Source organism: Herbaspirillum sp. (assembly GCF_017744395.1).
GTDB lineage: Bacteria > Pseudomonadota > Gammaproteobacteria > Burkholderiales > Burkholderiaceae_D > Herbaspirillum.
In genome coordinates this window covers 255764-278988 of sequence record NZ_JAGIBI010000006.1, presented here as the reverse complement: position 1 = coordinate 278988, position 23225 = coordinate 255764, and the positions used below count along the sequence as shown (strand labels likewise).

Annotated in this window: 19 protein-coding genes and 1 tRNA gene; 7 read left to right on the top strand and 13 right to left on the bottom strand. The window is 64.0% G+C overall.

Annotated elements, in window-relative coordinates:
• Positions 1-53: 53 nt before the first annotated feature.
• Complete coding sequence (locus tag J7548_RS16105) at positions 54-1100, bottom strand: ABC transporter substrate-binding protein (protein WP_290976230.1); 1047 nt, start codon at positions 1098-1100, stop codon at positions 54-56.
• Positions 1101-1255: 155 nt separating this feature from the next.
• Here J7548_RS16105 and J7548_RS16100 point away from each other — a divergent pair, with 155 nt between their 5' ends.
• Together J7548_RS16100 and J7548_RS16095 are read left to right on the top strand one after the other, a co-directional pair.
• Positions 1256-1927: a response regulator gene (locus J7548_RS16100; protein WP_290976227.1), complete on the top strand. Its 672-nt coding sequence runs from the start codon at positions 1256-1258 to the stop codon at positions 1925-1927.
• Positions 1920-3323: a sensor histidine kinase gene (locus J7548_RS16095; RefSeq protein WP_290976225.1), complete on the top strand. Its 1404-nt coding sequence runs from the start codon at positions 1920-1922 to the stop codon at positions 3321-3323. The genes J7548_RS16100 and J7548_RS16095 overlap by 8 nt, the downstream gene beginning before the upstream one ends.
• An 85-nt stretch (positions 3324-3408) precedes the next feature.
• On the opposite strand, the gene J7548_RS16090 is transcribed toward J7548_RS16095, so the two are convergent.
• The 4 genes from J7548_RS16090 to J7548_RS16075 all read right to left on the bottom strand — a co-directional run bounded on the left by J7548_RS16090 (position 3409) and on the right by J7548_RS16075 (position 5618).
• Positions 3409-3483 (bottom strand) — tRNA-Val (locus tag J7548_RS16090).
• 120 nt (positions 3484-3603) lie between these two features.
• Positions 3604-4341, bottom strand: coding sequence for a DNA polymerase III subunit epsilon (gene dnaQ / locus J7548_RS16085; protein WP_290976223.1), 738 nt, complete (start codon positions 4339-4341; stop codon positions 3604-3606).
• 27 nt (positions 4342-4368) lie between these two features.
• A complete protein-coding gene (gene rnhA / locus J7548_RS16080; protein ID WP_290976220.1) occupies positions 4369-4803 on the bottom strand; it encodes a ribonuclease HI in 435 nt (144 codons plus the stop codon).
• A gap of 41 nt (positions 4804-4844) precedes the next feature.
• Complete coding sequence (locus J7548_RS16075) at positions 4845-5618, bottom strand: methyltransferase domain-containing protein (RefSeq protein ID WP_290976217.1); 774 nt, start codon at positions 5616-5618, stop codon at positions 4845-4847.
• 35 nt (positions 5619-5653) lie between these two features.
• Between J7548_RS16075 and gloB the strand changes: the two genes are divergently transcribed.
• The gene (gene gloB, locus J7548_RS16070) at positions 5654-6478 is read left to right on the top strand and encodes a hydroxyacylglutathione hydrolase (RefSeq protein ID WP_290976214.1); all 825 of its coding nucleotides are present in this window, start codon (positions 5654-5656) and stop codon (positions 6476-6478) included.
• Positions 6479-6830: 352 nt separating this feature from the next.
• On the top strand, positions 6831-8372 hold the full coding sequence (locus J7548_RS16065) for a transglycosylase SLT domain-containing protein (RefSeq protein ID WP_290976211.1): 1542 nt from the start codon (positions 6831-6833) through the stop codon (positions 8370-8372).
• 131 nt (positions 8373-8503) lie between these two features.
• Here the strand turns inward: J7548_RS16065 and J7548_RS16060 are convergent, their stop codons facing one another.
• From J7548_RS16060 to J7548_RS16045, 4 genes are read right to left on the bottom strand one after another with little or no spacing between them, the layout of a single operon-like run.
• A complete protein-coding gene (locus J7548_RS16060; RefSeq protein ID WP_290976209.1) occupies positions 8504-10096 on the bottom strand; it encodes a dipeptide ABC transporter ATP-binding protein in 1593 nt (530 codons plus the stop codon).
• Positions 10093-11148 carry an ABC transporter permease gene (locus J7548_RS16055; RefSeq protein ID WP_290976206.1) on the bottom strand — a complete coding sequence of 352 codons (1056 nt, stop codon included), beginning with the start codon at positions 11146-11148 and terminating at the stop codon, positions 10093-10095. Before J7548_RS16055 ends, J7548_RS16060 begins: the two co-directional genes overlap by 4 nt.
• Positions 11145-12215, bottom strand: a complete 1071-nt coding sequence (gene yejB, locus J7548_RS16050; RefSeq protein WP_290976202.1) for a microcin C ABC transporter permease YejB — start codon at positions 12213-12215, stop codon at positions 11145-11147. The genes J7548_RS16055 and yejB overlap by 4 nt, the downstream gene beginning before the upstream one ends.
• Positions 12216-12261: 46 nt before the next feature.
• Entirely contained in the window at positions 12262-14070 is a 1809-nt protein-coding gene (locus J7548_RS16045) for an extracellular solute-binding protein (RefSeq protein WP_290976200.1), read from the bottom strand.
• A 345-nt stretch (positions 14071-14415) separates the two neighbouring features.
• Between J7548_RS16045 and fabI the strand changes: the two genes are divergently transcribed.
• Together fabI and J7548_RS16035 are read left to right on the top strand one after the other, a co-directional pair.
• A complete protein-coding gene (fabI, locus tag J7548_RS16040; protein ID WP_290976196.1) occupies positions 14416-15198 on the top strand; it encodes an enoyl-ACP reductase FabI in 783 nt (260 codons plus the stop codon).
• A gap of 375 nt (positions 15199-15573) precedes the next feature.
• Complete coding sequence (locus J7548_RS16035; RefSeq protein WP_290976193.1) at positions 15574-17064, top strand: DEAD/DEAH box helicase; 1491 nt, start codon at positions 15574-15576, stop codon at positions 17062-17064.
• A 95-nt stretch (positions 17065-17159) separates the two neighbouring features.
• On the opposite strand, the gene J7548_RS16030 is transcribed toward J7548_RS16035, so the two are convergent.
• From J7548_RS16030 to J7548_RS16015, 4 genes are read right to left on the bottom strand one after another with little or no spacing between them, the layout of a single operon-like run.
• Positions 17160-17789, bottom strand: a complete 630-nt coding sequence (locus J7548_RS16030) for a PqiC family protein (protein ID WP_290976190.1) — start codon at positions 17787-17789, stop codon at positions 17160-17162.
• The gene (locus J7548_RS16025) at positions 17786-19408 is read right to left on the bottom strand and encodes an MlaD family protein (protein WP_290976187.1); all 1623 of its coding nucleotides are present in this window, start codon (positions 19406-19408) and stop codon (positions 17786-17788) included. The genes J7548_RS16030 and J7548_RS16025 overlap by 4 nt, the downstream gene beginning before the upstream one ends.
• Entirely contained in the window at positions 19405-20124 is a 720-nt protein-coding gene (locus J7548_RS16020) for a paraquat-inducible protein A (protein ID WP_290976184.1), read from the bottom strand. The genes J7548_RS16025 and J7548_RS16020 overlap by 4 nt, the downstream gene beginning before the upstream one ends.
• Positions 20121-20762, bottom strand: coding sequence for a paraquat-inducible protein A (locus J7548_RS16015; protein ID WP_290976181.1), 642 nt, complete (start codon positions 20760-20762; stop codon positions 20121-20123). Before J7548_RS16015 ends, J7548_RS16020 begins: the two co-directional genes overlap by 4 nt.
• Before the next feature lie 735 nt (positions 20763-21497).
• Here J7548_RS16015 and leuA point away from each other — a divergent pair.
• A complete protein-coding gene (gene leuA / locus J7548_RS16010; RefSeq protein WP_290976179.1) occupies positions 21498-23201 on the top strand; it encodes a 2-isopropylmalate synthase in 1704 nt (567 codons plus the stop codon).
• The last annotated feature ends 24 nt before the right edge of the window (positions 23202-23225 follow it).

Genomic DNA, 23225 nt, shown 5'->3' with positions numbered 1-23225 from the left:
GTGTCTCCTGTCTGGTGCGATTTTCGAATTCTATGCCTTGCAAGGCGCCGGCCTTACTTGACCTGGTCGACGAACTCGTTGGTATAGGTCTTCGACAGGTCGATCTTCTTGCCCTTGATGTTGGGATTGAAACCTTGCATCACCTGCAGCACCTGCTCCGGGCCGCCGGCCGGCATCTTGCCATCGGGCGAATACATCGGCATGGATGCCTTCAGCGCCTGCACGTAGATCTGCTTGTTGCCGCCGTAGTAGTCCTTGGGCATCTTGTCGGCGATCTCTTCCGGCGTGTGGGTCTGGATGTACTTCAGGGTCTTGACGAAGGCGCGCGCCAGCTTTTGCGACTCGGCCTTGTGGCTGTTCATCCAGGAGCGGTTCACATAGACGCTGGAAGCCGGGTACAGGCCGCCCAACGCATTGCGCGTGCCCTCCACGCTGCTCATGTCGACCAGCACCTTGGCGTCGCCCGAGGCCAGCAGGATGGAAGTGGTCGGCTCGGTGGTCCAGGCCACGTCGATGCGCTTTTGCTTCATGGCGGCGATCAGGGTATTGCCCGCGCCCACCGGCAGCATCGAATAATCGGCCGTCTTCAGGCCGGCGCGCGCCGCCAGGTATTGCGCGAGGAAGCTGGAGGAGGAGCCCAGGCCGGTCACGCCCAGCGTCTTGCCCTTCAGGTCGGCCATGCTCTTGACGCTGCCGGCCAGGTCGGTGCGCACCATTTCCATGCCACCCGGCACCAGCAGCAGCTGGGTGATCGAGGTGACTTCCTTGCCCTTGCTCTGCAGGTCGATGGAGTGGTCGTAGTAGCCCACCACCGCCTGCACGGCGCCGGCCAGCAATTCGTTCTCGGCGTCCACGCCGGCCGGCTGCGACTGCAGCTCGATGTCCAGGCCTTCTTCCTTGAAGTAGCCCAGGTTCTCGGCCAGCTTGGGCGGCAGGTAGATCAGTTTGTTGATGCCGCCGACCATGATGGTGATCTTGTCGGCTGCGCGGGCTTGCGGGGCCGACAGCGCCAGCGCGGCAGCCGCGACGGCAGTGGCGCCCAGCGCCAGCAGGGAACGGCGAATTACGGAAGCTTGGAACACACGAGCGTCTTGACGCATTATGATTGTCTCCTGATTTTTTGGTGGTGGATGGTCTGACGCCATCTTTGCTTTTTATCGATTAGCCCGCGTATTCTAAAAAGCTGAAACCTTCATCCAGCTTTCCAAAAATCAGCTTTTTTATTTGCACCGCAACAAAACAACGAGACATTTGCATGAAATTGCTCCTGATCGAAGACAACCCGCAGCTCGCCCACTGGCTGGAACAGATCCTGAAAGAACACAAGTTCAGCGTGGACATCGCGGCTGACGGCGAGATCGCCGACCAGGTGCTGAGGGATGAAAACTACGACGTGGTGCTGCTCGACCTGATGCTGCCCAAGCTGGGCGGAAAGCACGTCCTGCGGCGCCTGCGCGAGCGCCACAACGGCGTGCCGGTGATGATCCTGACCGCCAGCGGCTCGATCGACGAGAAGGTGGAATGCCTGGGCGCGGGCGCCGACGACTACCTGGTCAAGCCCTTCGAAATACGCGAGCTGGTGGCACGCATCAAGGTGCTGATCCGCCGCCAGACGCCCGACAAGGCCGCCGAAATCCATTGCGGCGACCTGGTCTACGACAGCAACACGCGCCAGTTCGCCATCGCCGGCAACACGCTGGCATTGCCGGCGCGCGAGCACGACGTGCTGGAAATCCTGATGCTCAAGCAAGGCAAGACGGTCTCCAAGACCGCCCTGATGAAAGGCATCTTCAGCCTTTCGGAAGAACCCAGCGCGGATGCCATCGAAATCTACATCTCGCGCCTGCGCAAGAAGCTCGATGCCTCCAGTGCCGCCATCATGACCCTGCGCGGGCTGGGCTACCTGCTCAAGCAAAAAGATGATTGACAGCCTGCGCCTGCGCCTGCTGCTGTGGCTGCTGATCCCGATGACGGTGTACGTCGGCCTGTCGGCCAGCGATGCTTATGACAACGCAGCCTCCAGCGCCACACTGATCCAGGACCGCGCCCTGCTGGCCTCGGCCCGCATGATCGCCGGCCAGGTCACCTGGCAGGAAGGCGCGCCGGTGGTGTCGATCCCGCCCGCGGCCCTTGAAATGTTCGCCTCGCCGGCGCAGGACGCGGTGTACTACCAGGTGCTGATGGACGACACCACGCTGCTGGCCGGCCGCCCCGACTTCCCCGCCGATCCCGACTTCTCCGCCATCCACCCGGTCTACACTACGACCGTGTTCGACGGCCGCGCGCTGCGCGTGGTCAGCTACATCCGCGCGCTGTACGACGAAGGCACGCTGCGCATGGTGGCGGTCTCGGTCGGCCAGACCATGCAGGGCCGCCAGGCCATGCTGGACGACCTGTGGCAGCCGTCGCTGCGGCGCCAGATCGTGTTGCTGCTGCTGGCGGTAGCGCTGGTGGTGCTGGGCCTGACGATAGAACTGCGCCCGGTCCTGGCCGTGACGGACCAGTTGGCCGCGCGCGACCCCAATTCGCTCACGCCGCTGCGCGCCGGGCAATTGCAGGTGGAACTGCGCCCCATCGTGGAAGCGATCAACCAGTACATCCAGCGGCTCAATGCGCAAGTCACGGTGCAAAAGCGCTTCGTCGCCGACGCCGCACATCAACTGCGCACGCCGCTGACGGTCATCGATTCGCAGATCCAGTTCGCGCGCCAGCTGGACGACCCGGCGCGCCTGCGCCAGGTGCTGGCTGCGTTGCACGACAGCAGCCGCAACATGACCGACCTGACCAACAAGCTGCTGCAACTGTCGCAGGCCGAGGCCTCCAACAGCAGCGCCTTCCCGCGCGGCCCGGTGGACCTGATGGCGGTCGCCGCCACGGTGCTGGAAGAACTGGCCGGGCTGGCGCTGAAAAAGCATATCGACCTCGGCATGGAAACCGAACTGGAGCACGCGCCGGTCAACGGCAACGAGGCGCAACTGGCCGGCATGCTGATGAACCTGATCGACAACGCCCTGCGCTATACGCCCGACGGCGGCAAGGTGACGGTGGGCATCGCGCATGAGCCCGGCAATGAGGCCAATGAAGGCAACGGGCAATTTGTCGTCACGGTCAGCGACAACGGCCCCGGCATCCCGGCCGAGGTGCGTGAGCGCGTTTTCGAACGCTTCTATCGCAACGCCGCGCCGGACCAGCCGGGCTCCGGCCTGGGCCTGGCCATCGTGCGCGAGATCGTGCAGGCCTCGCAAGGCAGCGTGGCGCTGGATGCGCCGGCCGCAGGCAGCGGCCTGGTGGCGACCGTGAGGCTGCCTGCACTGCGGGGATAGCAGCGGATGATAAGGGCGAGGGATTGGGCAATACGGAAGCGGAAAAGAAAAATGCCGGCGCGAAGCCGGCATTTTTCATGGATCTTGGTGGAAAGTGCAAGTTTCGAACTTGCGACCCCTGCAGTGTGAATGCAGTGCTCTACCCCTGAGCTAACCTTCCATTTGAACATTGCCGCATTGCTGCGTCGTTGTTCGAGAGGCGAGATTATGGCACAAGTTTATCGGCTTGTGCAAGAGGCGCGTAAATAATTCGCGCACTCCTGCTGCCGGCCCCGCCGCATCAGGCTTGCTGCGCCTCTGCCGCTTCCGGCGGAGGCGGTTCGAAACGCCAGATGCAAGCGCCTTTGACGCTCTTGTCGAGCTGGTCGAGCACTTCTTCATGCAAGCCCTGCTCTTCTTCACTGGCGGGAACCACGATCACCTCGGCCAGCGGCGCCAGTTCCAGCGCGGCGCCGTCGGCGCCCTCGTCATCCCCGCCGGCCAGGTCCATCGTCAGCGAGTTCTGGCCGCGCGTCATGGCCAGGTAGACCTCGGCCAGCAGCGCCGCATCCAGCAGGCCGCCGTGCAGGGTACGGTGGGCGTTGGAAATGCCGTAGCGGTCGCACAGCGCGTCCAGCGAATTGCGGCGGCCCGGATGCAGTTCCTTGGCCATCTGCAGCGAGTCGACCACCTCGGCCACATGCTCGGAGAACGGCGGCAGGTCCAGCAGCGCCAGTTCGGCGTCGAGGAAGCCGACGTCGAAGGGCGCGTTGTGGATGATGATCTGCGCGCCGCGCACGTAGTCGAGGAATTCCGCCGCGATCTGCTTGAAGGTCGGCTTGTCGGACAGGAATTCGGTGGTCAGCCCGTGCACCGCCAGCGCGCCCTCTTCGGAGTCGCGCTCGGGGTTGATGTAGAAGTGCAGGTTGTTGCCCGAGAGCTGGCGGTTCAGCACTTCGACGCAGCCGATTTCAAGGATGCGGTTGCCGTTGCGCGGCGACAGGCCGGTGGTTTCGGTATCGAGGATGATCTGACGCATGGGATTGCTCCTGTCTTTCTGTCTGGCTTATTTGATGCTGTCGACGCCGCGGTTGGCCAGTTGGTCGGCGCGCTCGTTGCCGGCGTGGCCGTTGTGGCCGCGCACCCAGCGCCATTCGACCTGGTGCTGCGCCTGGGCCGCGTCCAGCGCCTGCCACAGGTCGGCGTTCTTGACCGGCTCCTTGCTGGCGGTCTTCCAGCCGCGCGCCTTCCAGCCGTGGATCCATTCGCTGATGCCCTTCTGCACGTACTGGCTGTCGGTGTGGACCACGACTTCGCAGGGTCGCTTCAACGCGTTCAGGGCCTGGATCACCGCCATCAGTTCCATGCGGTTGTTGGTGGTGTTGCGCTCACCGCCGAAGATTTCCTTCTCCTGGCCGCCGGCCACCAGCAATGCGCCCCAGCCGCCCAGCCCTGGGTTGCCCTTGCAGGCGCCATCCGAATAAATCTCTACCTTGTCCATGCTGTTCTCTGATTTGATGCCGGCGTTTGCCGGGGCCGCGATCATACCTGATCTGACTTGTGAATGCGGTTGGTCGCCGGCACGCCCCTGGGCGCCTTGACCTTCTGCCGGCTCAGCGCCGGCCCCACCAGGCGCATGCCCGGCACGCGCTTGATCGCCTGCACGATGTAGACCGCGCCGAAATACGGCCACCAGCGGTCGCCGGCCTTTTCCATGAAGCTGAAGCGGTTGAGCCACTTGTCGGTTTCGCAGGGCGGCGCGTAGCAGCCGAAATGGCCGCGGTTGACTTCCATGTTGAGCAGCTTGAGCCAGTCCTTCAGGCGCGGCAGGCGGATGAATTCGCCGTCGCGCGGCAGGAAGTGGTCACCGGTCAGACGGCCCGCGGCCTGGCGCATGCCCCACAGGCTGCTGGGGTTGAAGCCGCAGATGATCACCTGCCCTTCCAGGATCAGCACACGCTCGACTTCGCGCAATACCTGGTGCGGCTCGGCGGCGAATTCCAGCACGTGCGGCAGCACCACCAGGTCCAGGCTCTGGCTGGCGAACGGCAGTTCGCAGAAATCGTGCGTGAGCACTTGCGGGATTTCCAGTTCGGACTGGTTCTCGCCCGGCATCGCATTGTCGGTCAGCCAGCGGTACGGCATGCGGTTGGCGGCCAGCGCATGGATCTGCGGCGAACCGACCTGCACCGCGTTGAAGCCGAAGATGTCGGCCGTCAGCGTGTTGAGGTGGCGCTGCTCCCAGGCGCGCAGGTAGCTGCCGGTCGGCGTCTGCAACCAGGCGGCGAGGTCTATAATTTCCGGATTGTCACTCATGTATTCGATCGCGCCTTATGACCGAGCAGCCAGCCATGCCAGCCAAACCGGATCGGGAAACTTCATTGGCCGTGTTGGCCGTACCGGCCTTCAACGACAACTATCTTTGGTTGATTCATAACGGACGCTATGCCGCCGTGGTGGACCCGGGCGACGCCGGGCCGATCCTGGCCGCGCTCAAGGCAAACGGCCTGACGCTGGCCGCTATTTTACTGACTCATCACCATGCTGACCATGTCGGCGGCGTGGCCGAGCTCAGCGAGCGCGCCAGGAGCGCCGAATTCCCCGACATCGCCGTGTACGGGCCGGCGCGCGAGCGCGCGAAAATCGCCGGCATCACGCGGCCGCTGGCCGAAGGCGAGCGGATCAGCCTGCCGCACTTGCCGCTGGAGTTGCAAGTGCTGGAAGTGCCGGGCCACACGCTGGGCCACATCGCCTACTACGCCGCGAGCGAAGGCCTGCTGTTTTGCGGCGACACGCTGTTCGCCGGCGGCTGCGGCCGCCTGTTCGAAGGCACGCCGGCGCAGATGGTGGATTCGCTGGCGAAACTGGCAAATTTGCCGGGCGGCACCAAGGTATATTGCGCCCACGAATACACGATGTCGAACCTGAAATTCGCGGCCGCGGTAGACCCCGGCAATGTCGATCTGGCAACCCGGATAAAGGATGAGCAAGCCAAGCGCGACCGCGGCGTGCCGACCGTTCCCTCGACCATCGCACTGGAACGCCGGACCAATCCATTCCTGCGGGCAAACCAGCCCGCTATCGTCAAATCGCTGCAGGATGCCGGACGTTTGAAGACGTTTGGCGAAGTTGAGAGCTTCGCTGCGTTGCGCGAATGGAAAAATGTCTACAAATAAGCCGACGATACCGGCGACTTGACGCCAAAACCCAAGCAAATCAAGGAATTGGCTTTGTAACAGCGGCCAATTTTTACTTGACTGCGGAAAAGGGTCTTCCGTACACTCCGTGAATTCCCCATTTTGGCGCGCGGGTTTTACGTATCTTTACCAATAACGTCAGCCGCGCCAGGTGCAAACTGTGCCCCGGGGAAATCCGCAGCTTCCAACCTTGCATTGCCGCCACTACTGCCCAGCGATGGAATCCGATGAAATCGTTTTCCGGCAGAAGGCTTCGAGCTTGCTTACCGCAGAGCTCTGCAACGGAAGCGCCGAACGCAAACTTTAGCCTCTGGCACAGGATAACGCCCTCATGCAGCTAACACTGAAGAAACTCGCCTTAGCCGCCCTGTTCTGCGCAAGCACCCCGCTGCTGTCCCACGCCAACGACATCTCGATCTACCCCGCTCCCTTCAATGCGATCAATCCCGACCTCGGCGCCAATGCGCTGCCGGGAATGAACGACATCGATGTCTGGACTCGCATCCGCAAAGGCTTCGGCATCCCCGACCTGGACAACAACCTGGTCGAGAGCCAGACGCAGTGGTACAGCTCCCGCCCCGACTACATCCAGCGCACCACCATGCGCGCCTCGCGCTACCTGTTCCACGTGGTGCAGGAACTGGAAAAGCGCGGCATGCCGACCGAACTGGCCCTGCTGCCGTTCATCGAGTCCGCCTTCAACCCGGAAGCGCTGTCGACCGCCAAGGCGGCCGGCATGTGGCAGTTCATCCCCTCCACCGGGCGCGACTACAACCTCAAGCAGAACATGTTCACCGACGAGCGCCGCGACGTGCTGGCCTCGACCGACGCCGCGCTGACCTACCTGCAGAAGCTGTACGGCATGTTCGGCGACTGGCAACTGGCGCTGGCGGCCTACAACTGGGGCGAAGGCTCGGTGCAGCGCGCGGTCAACCGCAACCTGGCGGCCGGCCTGCCGATCGACTTCAACACGCTGTCGGCGCAGATGCCCAATGAAACGCGCAACTACGTGCCCAAGCTGCAGGCGGTGAAGAACATCATCGCCAACCCGGGCGCCTTCAACATCGCCCTGCCCAAGGTCGACAACCAGCCCTACTTCGTCACCATCGGCAAGACCCGCAACATCGACGTCAAGGTCGCGGCGCAACTGGCTGAACTGTCGCTGGACGAGTTCAAGGCGCTCAACCCGCAATTCAACCGCCCGGTGATCATCGGCGGCGAAGACACCAAGATCCTGCTGCCGGAAAGCAATGCCGAGAAGTTCAAGGCCAACATGTCCAAATGGACCCAGGCCTTCACCAGCTGGACCGCGCACACCGTCTCCAGCGCCCGCGAGCGCATCGAAACCATCGCCAGCAAGTTCGGCACCACGCCGGAAGTGATCCGCAGCGTCAACCAGATCCCGCCGCGCATGGTGCTCAAGGCCGGCTCCACCATCCTGGTGCCCAAGTCCGAGGAAACCGCCTCGCTCGACACCGAGCTGACGCCTGAAATCGCCGACAACGCCCGCCTGGCCATCGCGCCGGACGCGCCGGAAACCCGCCGCATCTATGTCAAGGCCGGCAAGCGCGACACCCTGGCCGGCATCGCCGGCCGCTACCGCGTGAGCGTGGCGCAGATCAAGGAATGGAACGGCCTGAAGCGCGACACGCTGGCCGCCGGCCAGAGCCTGCAATTGAACGTGCCCAACGTCGTCCATGCGGCGCCGACCCGCGTGGCGGCTGCCCATACCGTCCACCGCCCGGCGCCGGCGCGCCGGCAAGTGGCCGTCGCCAAGGCGCCCGTGCGCAAGGCCGCTCCGGCCCCGGCGCGCAAGGTGGCCGCGGGCAAGCCGATCACGCTGGCGTCCGGCAACGGCGCCCGCAAGCAATAAGGACCTGAATTATCCGGAGGAAACCGGAGGAGACTGCAGCCTGGCTGCGCAAGACCATCACAAGAACAATATAAAACAACACGCCTGCACGCCGTCCCGCTTATGCCGGACGGCGTTTTTATTTGCGGCCGCTACCCTGCCGCATCGGCCGCATAGGAGGCTGCCGCCAGCAAGCGCTGCGTATAGCCATGCCGCGGCCTTTGCAGGACTTCCCCGGCGGCGCCCGCCTCGACCACCTTGCCGTCCTTCATCACCAGCACCTGGTGCGCCATGGCGCGCACCACCGCCAGGTCATGCGTGATGAAGAGATAGGCCAGGCCGTGGCGGCGCTGCAGTTCCGACAGCAGTTGCAGCACCTGCTGCTGCACGGTGACGTCGAGCGCCGATGTCGGCTCGTCCAGCAGCAGCAGTTCCGGCTGCAGCACCAGCGCGCGGGCGATGGCGATGCGCTGGCGCTGGCCGCCGGAAAATTCATGCGGATAACGCTCCAGCACCGAATCCGGCAAGCCGACCTCGGCCAGCGCGTCGGCGATCTTGCGGCGCTGCTGCGCCGTGCCCAGGTCGGGATGGTGCAGCGCCAGCCCTTCGCCGACGATCTGCTCCACCGTGCGGCGCGGCGACAGCGAAGCATAAGGATCCTGGAACACCACCTGCATGCGCGAGCGCATCGCGCGCAGTTGGCTGCTGAAGGCGGCGGCCAGCGGCTGGCCCTCGAAACGGACCTCCCCTTCCACCCGGGCGCCCGACAAGCGCAGCAGCGCCATGCCCAGCGTCGACTTGCCGGAACCGGATTCGCCGACGATGCCCAGCGTTTCGCCGCGGCGCAGCCGCAGGTCGACGCCGTCGACCGCCTGGAACAAGCGCTTGCCGAACCAGCCCTGCTTGATCTTGTAGGTGCAGCGCAACTGCTCGGCCTGCAGCACCACGCCGGCATCCGGCGCGACTTCCGCCACGCTGCGCTGCGGGCGGCTTTGCAGCAGCTTCTTCGTATAGGGCTGCTGCGGGTTGGCGAAGAGTTCTTCGGTGGAGGCGGCTTCGACCAGCTTGCCCTTCTCCATCACGCCCACACGGTCGGCGAAATGGCGCACCAGGTTGAGGTCATGCGAAATCAGCAGCACCGCCATGTTTTCATCGCGCTGCAACTGGTTCAGCAACTCCAGGATCTGCATCTGGATGGTCACATCCAGCGCCGTGGTCGGCTCGTCAGCGATCAACAGCTTGGGCTTGCAGGCCAGCGCCATGGCGATCATCGCGCGCTGGCGCTGGCCGCCGGACAGCTCGTGCGGATAGGCCAGCGCGCGCCGCGCCGGCTCCGGGATGCCGGTCTTCTCCAACAATTCCACGGTACGCAGCGCCGCCTGTTTGGCATTGATGCCTTCGTGCCGCATCAGCACTTCGGCGATCTGGTTGCCGATGGAAAACAGCGGATTCAAGGCCGTCATCGGCTCCTGGAAAATCATCGCCACATCCTTGCCGCGCACCTGCTGCATCTGGCGTTCGCTTTTCTGCAGGATGTCCGCCCCGTCCAACAGGATCGCGCCGCCGTAATGGGCGTCCTGGTTGAGCCTGAGCACGGTCAGCGAGCTGACCGACTTGCCGGATCCTGACTCGCCCACCAGCGCGAACTTCTCGCCCGGCGCGATGGAAAAACTGACATCGTCGACCACGGTCGAAGCGCCGAAGCGGACCGACAGGTTCTTCACTTCCAGCAAAGGGGCGCTCATGCTTTCCTCCGCACGTCCAATGCATTGCGCAAGGCGTCGCCGATATTGGTCAGCAACAGCAGCATCACGGTCAGCACGATGAAGGTCGACAGCGCGATCCACCAGGCGTCCAGGTTGTTCTTGCCCTGCGCCAGCAGCTCGCCCAGGCTGGGCGTGGACGGCGGCACCCCGAGCCCGAGGAAGTCCAGGCTGGTCAATGCCAGGATGGCGGCGCTCATGCGGAACGGCAGGAAGGTCACCACCGTGGTCAGGCTGTTGGGCAGGATATGGCGCCAGATGATCTGCAGGTTCGACAAACCCAGCGCGCGCGCGGCCTGCACATATTCCAGGTTGCGGTTGCGCAGGAAATCGGCGCGCACATAGTCCGACAGCGCCATCCAGCCGAACAGCGACAGCAGCACCAGCAGCAGCCCCAGGCTGGGCTGGAAGATGGAAGCGAAGATGATCAGCAGGTAGAGCTCGGGCATGGAACCCCATATCTCCAGGATGCGCTGCATGTACAGGTCGGTGCGCCCGGCGAAGTAGCCTTGCACGGCGCCGGCGGCGATGCCCAGCACCACGCCGATGGCGGTCAGCGCGATGCCGAACAGCACCGAGACGCGGAAACCGTAGAGCAGGCGCGCGAACACGTCGCGCCCGCGGTCGTCGGTGCCCAGCCAGTTGTCGGCGGACGGCGCGGCCGGGTTGGGAGCTTTGGAGAAGTAGTTCAGCGTGTCGTAGCTGTAGCGGTTGAGCGGGTAGATCGCCCAGTTGCCGTCTTTCCTGAACTGCTCCCGGATGAAGGGATCGAGGTAATCGGCCGGGGTATCGAAATCGCCGCCGAAGCTCTTGTCCGAATAGTCGTGCAGCATGGGAAACATCAGTTGCCCGTTGTAGCGCGCCACCAGCGGCTTGTCGTTGGAAAACAGTTCGGCGCCCAGGCTGGCCACGAACAACACGGTAAACAGCACCAGGCTCCAATAGCCGCGGCGGCTGGCGCGAAAACGCAGCCAGATGCGGCGGCCGGGGGAAACAGAGGGAGCGGGTACGGAAGAGGTCTGCATTGCGTTCATTGGGCCAGGCTTTCGAATTGCACGCGCGGATCGACCCAGACGTAGCAGAGGTCGCCCAGCAGCTTGACCACCAGTCCGATCAGCGTAAACAGGTAGAGCGTGCCCATCACCACCGGATAGTCGCGGCGGATCACCGACTCATACGACAGCAGCCCCAGGCCGTCGAGCGAGAACAGCGTCTCGATCAGCAGGCTGCCGGCGAAGAAGGCGCCGATGAACGCGGCCGGGAAGCCGGTCACCAGCGGGATCAGCGCGTTGCGGAACACGTGCTTGTAGAGCACCTTGTTTTCCGAGAGGCCCTTGGCGCGCGCGGTCAGCACGTATTGCTTGCGGATTTCTTCGAGGAAGGTGTTCTTGGTCAGGATCGTGGTGACGGCGAAAGAGCCGGCCACCGAAGCCGTCACCGGCAGCGTGATGTGCCACAGGTAATCGGCCACCTTGCCTGCCAGCGACAGGCTTTGCCAGTTGTCCGAGGTCAGCCCGCGCAACGGAAACCATTGCAGGAAACTGCCGCCGCCGAACACCACCAGCAGGAACACGCCCAGCACGAAGCCGGGAATCGAATAACCCACCAGCACCAGCGCGCTGGTGGCGGAATCGAAGGCGCTTCCTTCCCGCACGGCCTTGGCAATGCCCAGCGGCACCGAAATCAGATAGGTCAGGAAGAAGGTCCACAGGCCGATGGTGACCGACACCGGCAGCTTGGACTTGACCAGGGTCCAGACATCGCCGTGGTGGTAAAAGCTCTTGCCCAGGTCGAAGCTCAGGAAACCCTTGAGCATCAGGCCGAAGCGTTCGATGGGCGGCTTGTCGAAACCATAGAGTTGCTTGATCTCGGCGATGCGCTGCTCGTCAATGCCTTGCCGGCCACGGTAGCCGGCGGCGCCGGTGGCGGCGCCGCCGCCCGAAGCCTCGCCGCCGCCGCTGCGCCCCTTCATCTCCAGCATGGCCTGCTCCACCGGGCCGCCGGGAACGAACTGGATCACGGCGAAGGTGATGGCGATCACGCCGAACAGCGTGGGCACCATCAGCAGCACCCGCTTCAATATGTAGGACCAGATATTCATGCCTGCGACCATCCTTGTTCAAGTGCCTGGCGTGCCATTGCGATGCTCATCGCGCCTTCTCCTCCCACCAGCTGCCGATCACGTAAGGATCGGCCTGGTAATACAGCGGCGCCGTCTTGGGAATGCCGAACCGGTTCCGGTAGGCGATGCGGTGCGTCGACGAATACCAATGCGGCACCACCAGGTATTTGTGCAGCAACACCCGGTCCAGCGCGCGCGCCGCCGCGGTCAGTTGCGCGCGCGTCTGCGCCGCCACCAATGCCTGCACCAGTTGGTCGACCACCGGATCCTTCAGGCCCCATACATTGTTGGAACCCTTCTGGTCGGCGGCCTTGGAACCGAACATGTCGAACATCTCGTTGCCCGGACTGCTGATGTCGGAAAAGCGGATGCTGGTCATGTCGAAATCGAAGTCTTCCATGCGCTTGGCCACCAGCGCATAGTCGGCGCTGCGCTGGGTGACGTCGATGCCCAGCGTGCGCAGGTTGCGCGCGAACACGCTGATCACGCGCGACATCGAACTCTGGTCGTCCAGGATCTCAAAGGACAACGGCACGCCCTGCGCATTGCGCACCGCGCCGTCGCGGTAGACCCAGCCGGCTTCGGCCAGCAAGGCGCGCGCCCGGCGCAGGTTTTCGCGCAACGAGCCTGGAGGATTGGTACTGGGCGGCACCGGCGCCGGGCCGAATACCGCCGGGTCGATCTTGCCGCCCCTGGCCTGTATCGACTTCAGCAAAGCCAGTTCATCGCCCTCGGGGACACCGGTGGCCGCCAGCGGGCTATTGTTGAAAAAGGAATAGATGCGCGTGTACTGGCTATAGAACAACTGGCGGTTCATCCATTCGTAATCCAGCGCCAGTCCCAGCGCCTGGCGTACGCGCGGATCCTTGAACTGCTCGCGCCGCAGGTTCATCACGAAGCCCTGCATGCCGGCGCCATTCGAATGCCTGAACTCCTTCTTGACGATGCTGCCGTCGCGGAACTGCGGGCCGGTGTAGCTGCGCGCCCAATTCTTGGCGCTGTACTCGACCACCACGTCGAACTCACCGGCCTTGAAGGCCTGCAGCCGCGCCACGTCATCCGAATAGAAGCGGTAGACGACGCGCTCGAAATTGTAGAAGCCGCGCCGGCTCGGGACCGCGTTGCCCCAATAGTTGGGATTGCGCCGGTAGGTGATGCTGCGGCCGACGTCATAGCTTTCGATCTGATAGGGGCCTGTCGTGATCGGCGGCGTCAACTGGATCTGGTCGAACGGCGTGCCTTCGGCCCACTTTTTCGAAAACACCGGCACGCTGCCCACGACCAGGGGCAGCTCGTGGTTCTTGCTGGCGAAATCGAAACGCACCGTGGCCGCATCGACGACCACGCAGTCCTTCACGTCAGCAAACACCGACTTGAATTGCGGCGCGCCCTTGGCCATCAGCGTATCGAAGGAATACTTGACGTCCCCGGCCGTCACCTTGTCGCCATTGTTGAAACGCGCGGCAGGGTTCAGGTGGAAGGTCACGGACATGCGGTCCGCCGCCAGCCGGATATCGTCGGCCAGCAGGCCATAAACGGTCGCCACCTCATCGGCGGAAGAAACCACCAGCGTTTCGAACATCAGCTCGGACACGCCCGCCGCCGCCACGCCCTTGAGCGAGAACGGGTTGAACTTGTCGAAGCTGGTGCGGCGGTCCGGGTTGGCGAGGTACAGCGTGCCGCGCTTGGGCGCATCCGGGTTGACGTAGTCGAAATGGCTGAAGCCGGCGGGATACTTGGGGGTGTCGTACAGCGAGAAGGCATGTTCCGCGGCGGCGGGATTGCCGTACGCCAGGGCGGCGGCCAGCAAACAGGAAAATAAGGGTTTAACCATGCAGTGTCGTTTGCGCTCTCGGTGGCTCTGGTTCGCTTCGCAACCGGCAAGTCCTGTGCCCGCCAGGCTGGAAACGATTTCGTTCGGGGCATTGTAAATAGATGGGCGGCGACAGGGAAGCAATTAAAACGATTAAACAATTGCAACATTTCTCTCACGCCCATCGCCGCCCGGCCACCTTCGCCGCCATAGCAAAGGTTGCCCCGCCCGGCGCAAGCCCCTACAATCTGGGCCTGTTCCAGTCCGGCACGCCCCATCTTTGAGGCGGCGCGCCGCTATCACCACCGGCCGGATGCCGCCTGCGCCCTAGCGCGGCGAGGCTTCCGGCGGACCTACGGAGTCATCATGGCATTTCTGCAAGGCAAAAAAATTCTGATCACCGGCTTGCTGTCGAACCGTTCGATCGCCTATGGCATCGCCGAGGCGTGCAAGCGCGAAGGCGCGGAACTGGCGTTTACCTACGTCGGCGAGCGCTTCAAGGAGCGCATCACCAAGTTCGCCGAAGAATTCGACAGCAAGCTGGTATTCGATTGCGACGTCTCCAGCGATGAGCAGATCAATGCCCTGTTCGCCGACCTCGGCAAGTCCTGGAACCAGCTCGACGGCCTGGTGCACGCGATCGGCTTCGCCCCCAGCGAGGCGATCGCCGGCGACTTCCTGGAAGGCTTCTCGCGCGAAGGCTTCAAGATCGCCCATGACATCTCGGCCTACAGCTTCCCGGCCATGGCCAAGGCCGCCGTGCCGCTGCTGTCGCCCAACGCCGCCCTGCTGACCTTGACCTACCTGGGTTCCGAGCGCGTGGTGCCCAACTACAACACCATGGGCCTGGCCAAGGCCTCGCTGGAAGCCTCGGTGCGCTACCTGGCCGAAGCGCTGGGTCCGAAGGGCGTGCGCGTGAACGGCGTGTCGGCCGGCCCGATCAAGACCCTGGCCGCCAGCGGCATCAAGGGCTTCGGCAAGATCCTGGGCGCCGTCGCCGCGACCGCTCCGCTGCGCCGCAATGTGACCATCGAAGACGTCGGCAACGCCTCGGCCTTCCTGCTGTCGGACCTGGCCTCGGGCATCACCGGCGAAATCACCTACGTCGACGGCGGCTTCTCGCGCGTGGTGGGCGGCATCGCCGAATAACCACATCCAGTCGATTTGGCATGATGCCAAACTCGATGTTTTACTGTATGATTCGGCTTGTGCATCGCAATATGCAATGCACAAGCGAGTCGAGTTATCGGAATGCCATCATTTGGCACTCTAAAACCGACCGTTTAAGCTAGCTTCGCAAGCCTTACCTGTCAGCAAGACAAGTTTTCAGTAAAAGCCCTCCCGCCTCTGGCATCGCTCAATGATGCCGTCCCGGCGCAAAGCTTTTGTGCCGAAATTTCTTTGTATTTTTCATAGTCATTTCGTCGGTTGGCGTTGCTTTTTTTCGTTCAGGCCATTGATGCCCGGCGCACTCGTGCGCGGCTGCCGCATTGTGTCTGACGTTTCACATTCACGAAAGAGATTATGACTTTTGAAGCACTTGGCCTGAACCCTTCGATCATCAAAGCATTGACCGAAGCAGGCTACACCACCCCGACCCCGGTCCAGGAAAAAGCCATCCCCGCCGCCATCGGCGGCCAGGATCTGCTGGTGTCCTCGCAGACCGGTTCGGGCAAGACCGCCGCTTTCATGCTGCCGTCGCTGCACAAGCTGGCAGACCTGCCGCAAGCGCCGCAGGCGGCACGCACCCCCAATCAGGAACGCCAGGCCAGCCGCGCCCGCGGCGAACGTCCGCGCTTCACCCCGGCCCAGCCGAAGATGCTGGTGCTGACCCCGACCCGCGAACTGGCCCTGCAAGTGACCACCGCCACCGACAAATACGGCGCCTACATGCGCCGCGTGCGCGTGGTGTCGATCCTGGGCGGCATGCCTTACCCGAAGCAGATGCAACTGCTGTCGCGCAACCCTGAAATCCTGGTCGCGACCCCGGGCCGCCTGATCGACCACATGGAATCGGGCAAGATCGATTTCTCGCAACTGCAGATCCTGGTGCTGGACGAAGCCGACCGCATGCTGGACATGGGCTTCATCGACGACATCGAGAAGATCGTCGCCGCCACCCCGGCATCGCGCCAGACCATGCTGTTCTCGGCCACGCTGGACGGTGTGGTCGGCAACATGGCCAAGCGCATCACCAACAACCCGCTGACGATCCAGATCGCCAGCTCGGCCACCCGCCATGAGAACATCATGCAGCGTGTGCACTTCGTCGACGACCTGTCGCACAAGAACCGCCTGCTGGACCACCTGCTGCGCGACGTCACGATGGACCAGGCCGTGGTCTTCACCGCCACCAAGCGCGACGCCGACACCATCGCCGACCGCCTGAACATCGCCGGCTTCGCCGCCGCCGCGCTGCATGGCGACATGCACCAGGGCGCCCGCAATCGCACCCTCAACAGCCTGCGCCGCGGCCAGGTGCGCGTGCTGGTGGCCACCGACGTCGCCGCGCGCGGCATCGACGTGCCGGGCATCACCCACGTGTTCAACTACGACCTGCCCAAGTTCGCCGAAGACTACGTGCACCGCATCGGCCGTACCGGCCGCGCCGGCCGCAAGGGTGTGGCGATCTCGCTGGTGAACCACGCCGAAGGCATGCACGTGAAGCGCATCGAGCGCTTCACCAAGCAGACCATCCCGGTCGACGTCATCGAAGGCTACGAGCCGAAGAAGTCGGCCGCGCCGCGCAGCCCGCGCAAGCCGGGCGGCTGGCGTCCGGGCGATGGCCGCGGCAACAACGGCGGCAATCGCTTCGGCAACGGCAACCGCGAAGGCGGCGGCCACCAGCGTGAAGGCGGCTTCGGCGGCAATCGCGAAGGCCGCAGCTTTGGCGGCGCCAAGCCGTACAACAATGGCAACGGCAGCGGTCCGCGCCGTGAAGGCGGCGGCGGTTACAAGGGCAACGGCGGCGGCTTCCGCTCCGACGGCCCGCGCCGCTCCTATGGCGACCGTTGATCGGCAGCTATAGCGCAACCGTCTTGCAGCAAATAAAAAACCGCTTCAATCGAAGCGGTTTTTTTTCGTCCAGGGCAAATGCAAACGCGTTTGCGTCAGCCCTCGCACCTGGCGGCTTGCCCCGATTGCAGGGCGCGCACATTGCCTGCGATTGCCTCGGCGGCACGCGCCACCACTTTCTGGGTCGCCACCACGACATCGCCGACGGCGCCGCCGGAGACCGGCTCCGCCACGCTCAGGCGGCATACCGCCGTCTTGCGATCGTCGGAGCGCGTGACGGTCCAGCCGAAACCGGCCTGAACCTGGCCGTTGCGCACTGCATCGAGGTCGCGCAGTTCGACCGCGATACGGTAACTGACCTGGTCAGGCGGGCGGCCGCTGCGCGAAATGTCGATGGCGCCCAAGCGGCCGGCGACGCCGGCGGCGAGCGCATCGCGCAACTCGTTATTGAACGGCGAGGACCAGCGGTCCTGCTCCAGCACGTCGATCCTGGCGGCATCGCTGCGCACCACCACCTGCGGGCGCGCCAGGCGTTCCGGCACCGTCACCGGCAGCATTTCGATGAAGATCGGCGCGCCTTGCGCCGGCTGCATGCCGGCTGCAGGCGCTGCCGCCAGCGTGTAGAACTGCGCCGGCGGCGTGCTGCCGCAAGCGGCCAGCAGCACGGCCGCCAGCGCGGCGGCGGCCAGAGGTTTGAAGGAATTGTTTTTGTTGGAAGACATCATGGCTCCTGTTTGCCGCGGATCAGCGATTCCGGGTGCTGTTGCAGGTAATCGGTCAGGACGCGGATCGAGGCCGCCGCGCGCGAAAGTTCCTGCATGGTCTGGCGGATGTCCTGCTGCAGCGGCGCATCGTCGGACAAGGTGCGCTCGGCCGCATTCAAGGTCTTGCGCGCATCCTTCATGGCCGCCGTCATCTCCGGCGCGAGGTCGTTGTTGATGCGGGCCGCGGTCTGCTCGGCCGTCGCCAGCGTCTTGTTGAGCGTCTTGACGGTAGTCTGCAAGTCGCGGCCGATCTCGTCGAACGGCACCTTGGAGAGCTTGGCGGCGATGTCGGCGATCTGGTTCTGGATTTCATCCAGGCTGCCCGGGATGGTCGGCAACTCGACCGGCACCTTGCTGGTATCGATCTGCACCGGCTTGGCCTTGGGGAAGAAATCGATCGCCACATACAGCTGGCCGGTCAGCAGGTTGCCGTTGCGCAGTTGCGCGCGCAGGCCGCGCTTGACCAGGAATTTCAGGCGCTCGGCATGCGAATCGCGCGAGTTGCCGGTTTCCTGGTTATAGCGGCGGCCCAGGCGATCCGGATAGATCTGCACCGTCACCGGCATGCGGAACTCGCGCGTGGCGCGGTCGTATTCGATGCCCACGCTCTTGACCTCGCCCAGCACCACGCCGCGGAAGTCCACCGCCGCGCCCGGCTGCAGGCCGCGCAGCGACTGGTCGAAATACAGCAGCACGGTCTGCGGCACGCCATCCGGTTCCTTCATCGCCGCCGCCTCATCGTCGGCCAGCATGAATTCGGCGCCTTCCTTGGCAGGCGGGCTCTTTTCCTCTTCATTGCGGTCACGGAAGGCGATGCCGCCCAGCACCACGGTCGACAGCGCCTGCGTATGCAGCTTGAAGCCGCTGGCGTTGAGTTCCATGTCGAAGCCGCTGGCGTGCCAGAAACGCGAATTGGACGTGATGAACTTGTCGTAGGGGGCATCGATGAAAATGCGCAGCGTCACGCCGCGGCCGTCGGCGTCGAGGTCGTAGGCCATCACCTGGCCGACCTTGATGCGGCGGTAGAACACCGGCGTGCCGATGTCGAGCGAACCGAGGTCGTCGGTATGCAGCACGAACTGCCGGCCGGAAGCGTCGCGCGTGACGATGGGCGGCTGCTCCAGGCCGACGAATTCTTTCTTGGTGTCGCCGGAAGCGCCGGCATCGGCGCCGATGTAGGCGCCCGACAGCAAGGTGCCCAGGCCGGAAATGCCGGACGCGGCGATGCGCGGGCGCACCACCCAGTAGCGGGTATCCGCGGCGTCGAAGCCCGAGGCTTCCTTGGTCAGCTGGATCGAGACCAGCACATGCGAACGGTCCTCGGATAGCTTGATCGCATGCACCAGGCCGATGTCCACATCCTTGTACTTGACCTTGGTCTTGCCGGCTTCCAGGCCTTCGGCGGAACGGAAGCTGACGGTGACCACCGGCCCGCGGTCGATCAGGATCTTGGCCGCCAGCGACAGGCCGACGATGGCGGCAACGATGGGGATCAGCCAGACCAGCGAAGGCAGCCAGTTGCGCTGGCGCGCGCGCCTGGGCTGCGGCAGCGCCGGTTGTTCTTGGTGCGGATCAGTCATGCGTTTTCCTGTTTATTGTTGAATTCATGCCCGGCCACCGCTTGCCCGCGCACGGCGGGATGCTCGCCCTGGTCCCAGATCAGGCGCGGATCGAAGCTGAGCGAAGCCAGCATCGTCAGCACCACCACCGCGCCGAAGGCGGCGATGCCGATGCCGGCCTGGATATCGGCGAAGCCGTGGATCTTCACCAGCCCGGTCAGGACCGAGACCACGAAGACGTCCAGCATCGACCAGCGCCCGATGGCTTCGATCACGCGGTACAGCTTGGCGCGCTGCAGCCGCTGCCAACTGCTGCGGCGGCGCGCCGAAAATACCAGGATGGCCAGCGCCGCCAGCTTGAACAGCGGCACCAGGAAGCTGGCCACGAATACCACCACCGCCAGCCCCCATTCGCCCGAGGTCCAGAAATAGATGACGCCGCTCATGATGGTGTCGCTCTGTTCGTCGAACAGGGTACGGGTGACCATCACCGGCATCATGTTGGCGGGAATGTACATGATGCAGGCGGCGATCAGCAGCGCCCAGGTGCGGTTCAGGCTGTCGCTCTTGCGCGCGTGCAGCGGCGCGTCGCAAACGCCGCAGCGCTGCCCCTGGCGGGCGCCCTCCCAGACGGTGCCGCAGTGGTGGCAGCCGATCACGTCCAGCGCGGCGGCATCCTGCACGGCCGCGGCGTCCTGCGGCGGCGGCAATGCCTCGGGTTGCGTATGGCGGTTCATGGCGCGCGCTCCTCCCCGGCTTCGCGCAGCGCCTGTCGCTGCCCGCAGACATGCCAGATATAGCGCGGATTGAACGACACCACCACCGTCAGCAGCACGGTCAGCACGCCGAACGACCACAAGGCCGGCCCCGGGATCACCTCGGCGATGTTGGAGAGCTTGATCAGCGCCACCAGCACGCCCAGCATGAACACCTCGATCATGCCCCACGGCCGCGCGGCCTGCATCATGCGCAGCAGGAACACGAATCCGGGCGGGCGCGCCTGGCGCGAGGACGGCAGCAGCAGGTAGAACAGCACCAGCATCTGGATCAGCGGAAACAGCAAGGTGGTGGCCATCACCAGCAGCGCGACTTCGCCCATGCCGTCGCGCGCCAGCGCCACCACCGCGCCGATCAGTGTGGTATCGCTGGTAAGGCCTTGCAGCTCGATGGTGACGATGGGAAAGGAATTGGCCAGCACGAACAGGACCAGCGCGCCGACGGTGAACGGCAGCAGCCGCTCCAGGCGGGTTCCGGTATCGCGGTCGAGTTCGGCCTCGCAGCGCAGGCAATGCGCCACTTCGCCGCGGCCGAGGACGGGCCGCCGGTAGACGGCATCGCATTCTTCGCAAACGATCAGGTCCGGACGTTTCAGCATGGATGGATGTTTTGCTTTCTCGCTGTTGTGCAGTTCTCTTGCTGCGGCAAGGGGCGGGTAATCATGTTGCAGCGCCGAAACCGCCCCATTTTGAGCGAAATCGACCTGTGCCGTTCAATGGCAGCGATATTTCTTTCCCGCCAACATTCCAAGTTAATGACCAGAAAGTAATTAACTGACGATTCTAGCAACAAATAGTTTGCAGGGCGGAACGCATTTACGCTTGCAAAGAAGATAGCGCTTGACAAGCCGGCAGGCAATCTTCTACAGTCAACGAATGACTTCCGCAGCAAAATTCTTCCTACTACTGAACAGCGCCGGCGCCCTGCTAGCGTTGCTACCAGTGTCGCTACTACTAGCCTCGCGCTAATCCGCTGTTCCGCCGAAGTTCGCCGAGTCCGCGCATACCGACCCGGCAAGCCAGCAAGGCTCACGAAGCGGCGCACCAAAACCAATCCGGCAGTACCCGAGCAGTACAACCAGCAGCAGCGCATTTTTCCGATGGCTGCCGCAACACGAAGCGAAGCGATCATGCATTCCAAGCCGATCATAACCTGCACCGCATACGCCCCTGCCGCGGCCGGCGCGCGGCCGCGCCTGGAGCTCCCGCTTCTGGCTCTATGACGGGTTGCCTGGCCATGCGCAAGTGGCAGCCAGGCAACCCGAACGCCACATCAGACACCGTTTTAAAGAATTAAAGAATTCCACGAATCACCGAGACCAAAGAGGTTCATCATGATGTTAAGCAACCCAGCCGCCAAGTACCGCCCGTTCCCCGCCATCGACCTGCCCGACCGCACCTGGCCCAGCAAGGTCATCGACACTCCGCCGATCTGGATGAGCACCGACCTGCGCGACGGCAACCAGGCCCTGATCGAACCGATGAACGCCGAGCGCAAGCTGCGCTTCTTCGAATTGCTGCTGAAGACCGGCCTGAAGGAAATCGAAGTCGGCTTCCCCTCGGCCTCGCAGACCGATTTCGACTTCGTGCGCAAGCTGATCACCGAGAACCGCATCCCCGACGACGTCACCATCATCGTGCTGACCCAGTCGCGCGAAGAGCTGATCCGCCGCACCGTCGAATCGCTGGAAGGCGCCAAGAAGGCCATCGTCCACGTATACAACTCGGTGGCCCCGGCGTTCCGCAAGATCGTCTTCAACATGTCGCGCGACGAGATCAAGAACATCGCCGTCACCGGCGTCAAGCTGGTCAAGGAACTGACCGATGCCCGCCCGGGCACCGAATGGCGCCTGGAGTATTCGCCGGAATCCTTCAGCACCACCGAACTGGACTTCTCCAAGGAAATCTGCGATGCCGTCTGCGAGACCTGGGGCGCCACGCCGCAGCGCAAGGTGATCCTGAACCTGCCCTCCACCGTCGAGTGCAGCACCCCCAACGTCTACGCCGACCAGATCGAATGGATGTGCCGCAATATCAAGTACCGCGACTCCGCCATCATCTCGGTACACCCGCACAATGACCGCGGCACCGCGATCGCCTCGGCCGAGCTGGCCGTGATGGCCGGCGCCGACCGCGTCGAAGGATGCCTGTTCGGCAACGGCGAGCGCACCGGCAACGTCGACCTGGTCACGCTGGCGCTGAACCTGTACACCCAGGGCGTGCACCCGGGCCTGGACTTCTCCGACATCGACGTGGTGCGCCAAGTGGTCGAGGAATGCAACCAGATCCCGGTGCATCCGCGCCATCCGTACGTGGGCGACCTGGTCTTCACCGCCTTCTCCGGCTCGCACCAGGACGCGATCAAGAAGGGCTTCGCCAAGCAGCAGCCCGACGCCATCTGGGAAGTGCCCTACCTGCCGATCGACCCGGCCGACCTGGGCCGCAGCTACGATGCCGTGATCCGCGTCAACAGCCAGTCCGGCAAGGGCGGCATGGCCTACCTGCTGGAGCAGGAATACGGCCTGTCCCTGCCGCGCCGCCTCCAGATCGAATTCTCGCGCGCGATCCAGCGCGAGGCCGATGCCACCGGCAAGGAAATCAACGCCGCCGACATCTACAACATCTTCAACCGCGAATACCTGGACCGCAACGAGCCCTACGTCTACCGCGCGCACCGCATGACCGAAGACTCGTCCAAGGCGGAATCGATCAACATCGAAGTCGACATCGTGCGCAACGGCCAGAACGTCACCGTGCGCGGCAGCGGCAACGGCCCGATCGACGCCTTCGTGCATGCGCTGGGCCTGGACATCAAGCTGATGGACTTCCATGAGCACGCCATCGGCGCCGGCGCCGACGCGAAGGCGGCCAGCTACATCGAACTGCGCCTGAACGAAGCGCCGACCGGCTTCGGCGTCGGCATCGATGCCAACATCGTGACCGCTTCCTTCAAGGCGGTGATCAGCGCCATCAACCGCCAGATCGCCATCAGCGAAAGCGCCAACCAGGGCGCCTCCTCGCAAGCCAAGGCAGCCTGATCAAGGATAACCGCCGGCGATCCC

Coding starts and splice junctions, on each gene's coding strand:
- J7548_RS16105 (WP_290976230.1), bottom strand. CDS start 1,100: ATGCGTCAAGACGCTCGTGTGTTCCAAGCTTCCGTAATTCGCCGTTCC.
- J7548_RS16100 (WP_290976227.1), top strand. CDS start 1,256: ATGAAATTGCTCCTGATCGAAGACAACCCGCAGCTCGCCCACTGGCTG.
- J7548_RS16095 (WP_290976225.1), top strand. CDS start 1,920: ATGATTGACAGCCTGCGCCTGCGCCTGCTGCTGTGGCTGCTGATCCCG.
- dnaQ (WP_290976223.1), bottom strand. CDS start 4,341: ATGCGTCAGATCATCCTCGATACCGAAACCACCGGCCTGTCGCCGCGC.
- rnhA (WP_290976220.1), bottom strand. CDS start 4,803: ATGGACAAGGTAGAGATTTATTCGGATGGCGCCTGCAAGGGCAACCCA.
- J7548_RS16075 (WP_290976217.1), bottom strand. CDS start 5,618: ATGAGTGACAATCCGGAAATTATAGACCTCGCCGCCTGGTTGCAGACG.
- gloB (WP_290976214.1), top strand. CDS start 5,654: ATGCCAGCCAAACCGGATCGGGAAACTTCATTGGCCGTGTTGGCCGTA.
- J7548_RS16065 (WP_290976211.1), top strand. CDS start 6,831: ATGCAGCTAACACTGAAGAAACTCGCCTTAGCCGCCCTGTTCTGCGCA.
- J7548_RS16060 (WP_290976209.1), bottom strand. CDS start 10,096: ATGAGCGCCCCTTTGCTGGAAGTGAAGAACCTGTCGGTCCGCTTCGGC.
- J7548_RS16055 (WP_290976206.1), bottom strand. CDS start 11,148: ATGAACGCAATGCAGACCTCTTCCGTACCCGCTCCCTCTGTTTCCCCC.
- yejB (WP_290976202.1), bottom strand. CDS start 12,215: ATGAATATCTGGTCCTACATATTGAAGCGGGTGCTGCTGATGGTGCCC.
- J7548_RS16045 (WP_290976200.1), bottom strand. CDS start 14,070: ATGGTTAAACCCTTATTTTCCTGTTTGCTGGCCGCCGCCCTGGCGTAC.
- fabI (WP_290976196.1), top strand. CDS start 14,416: ATGGCATTTCTGCAAGGCAAAAAAATTCTGATCACCGGCTTGCTGTCG.
- J7548_RS16035 (WP_290976193.1), top strand. CDS start 15,574: ATGACTTTTGAAGCACTTGGCCTGAACCCTTCGATCATCAAAGCATTG.
- J7548_RS16030 (WP_290976190.1), bottom strand. CDS start 17,789: ATGATGTCTTCCAACAAAAACAATTCCTTCAAACCTCTGGCCGCCGCC.
- J7548_RS16025 (WP_290976187.1), bottom strand. CDS start 19,408: ATGACTGATCCGCACCAAGAACAACCGGCGCTGCCGCAGCCCAGGCGC.
- J7548_RS16020 (WP_290976184.1), bottom strand. CDS start 20,124: ATGAACCGCCATACGCAACCCGAGGCATTGCCGCCGCCGCAGGACGCC.
- J7548_RS16015 (WP_290976181.1), bottom strand. CDS start 20,762: ATGCTGAAACGTCCGGACCTGATCGTTTGCGAAGAATGCGATGCCGTC.
- leuA (WP_290976179.1), top strand. CDS start 21,498: ATGATGTTAAGCAACCCAGCCGCCAAGTACCGCCCGTTCCCCGCCATC.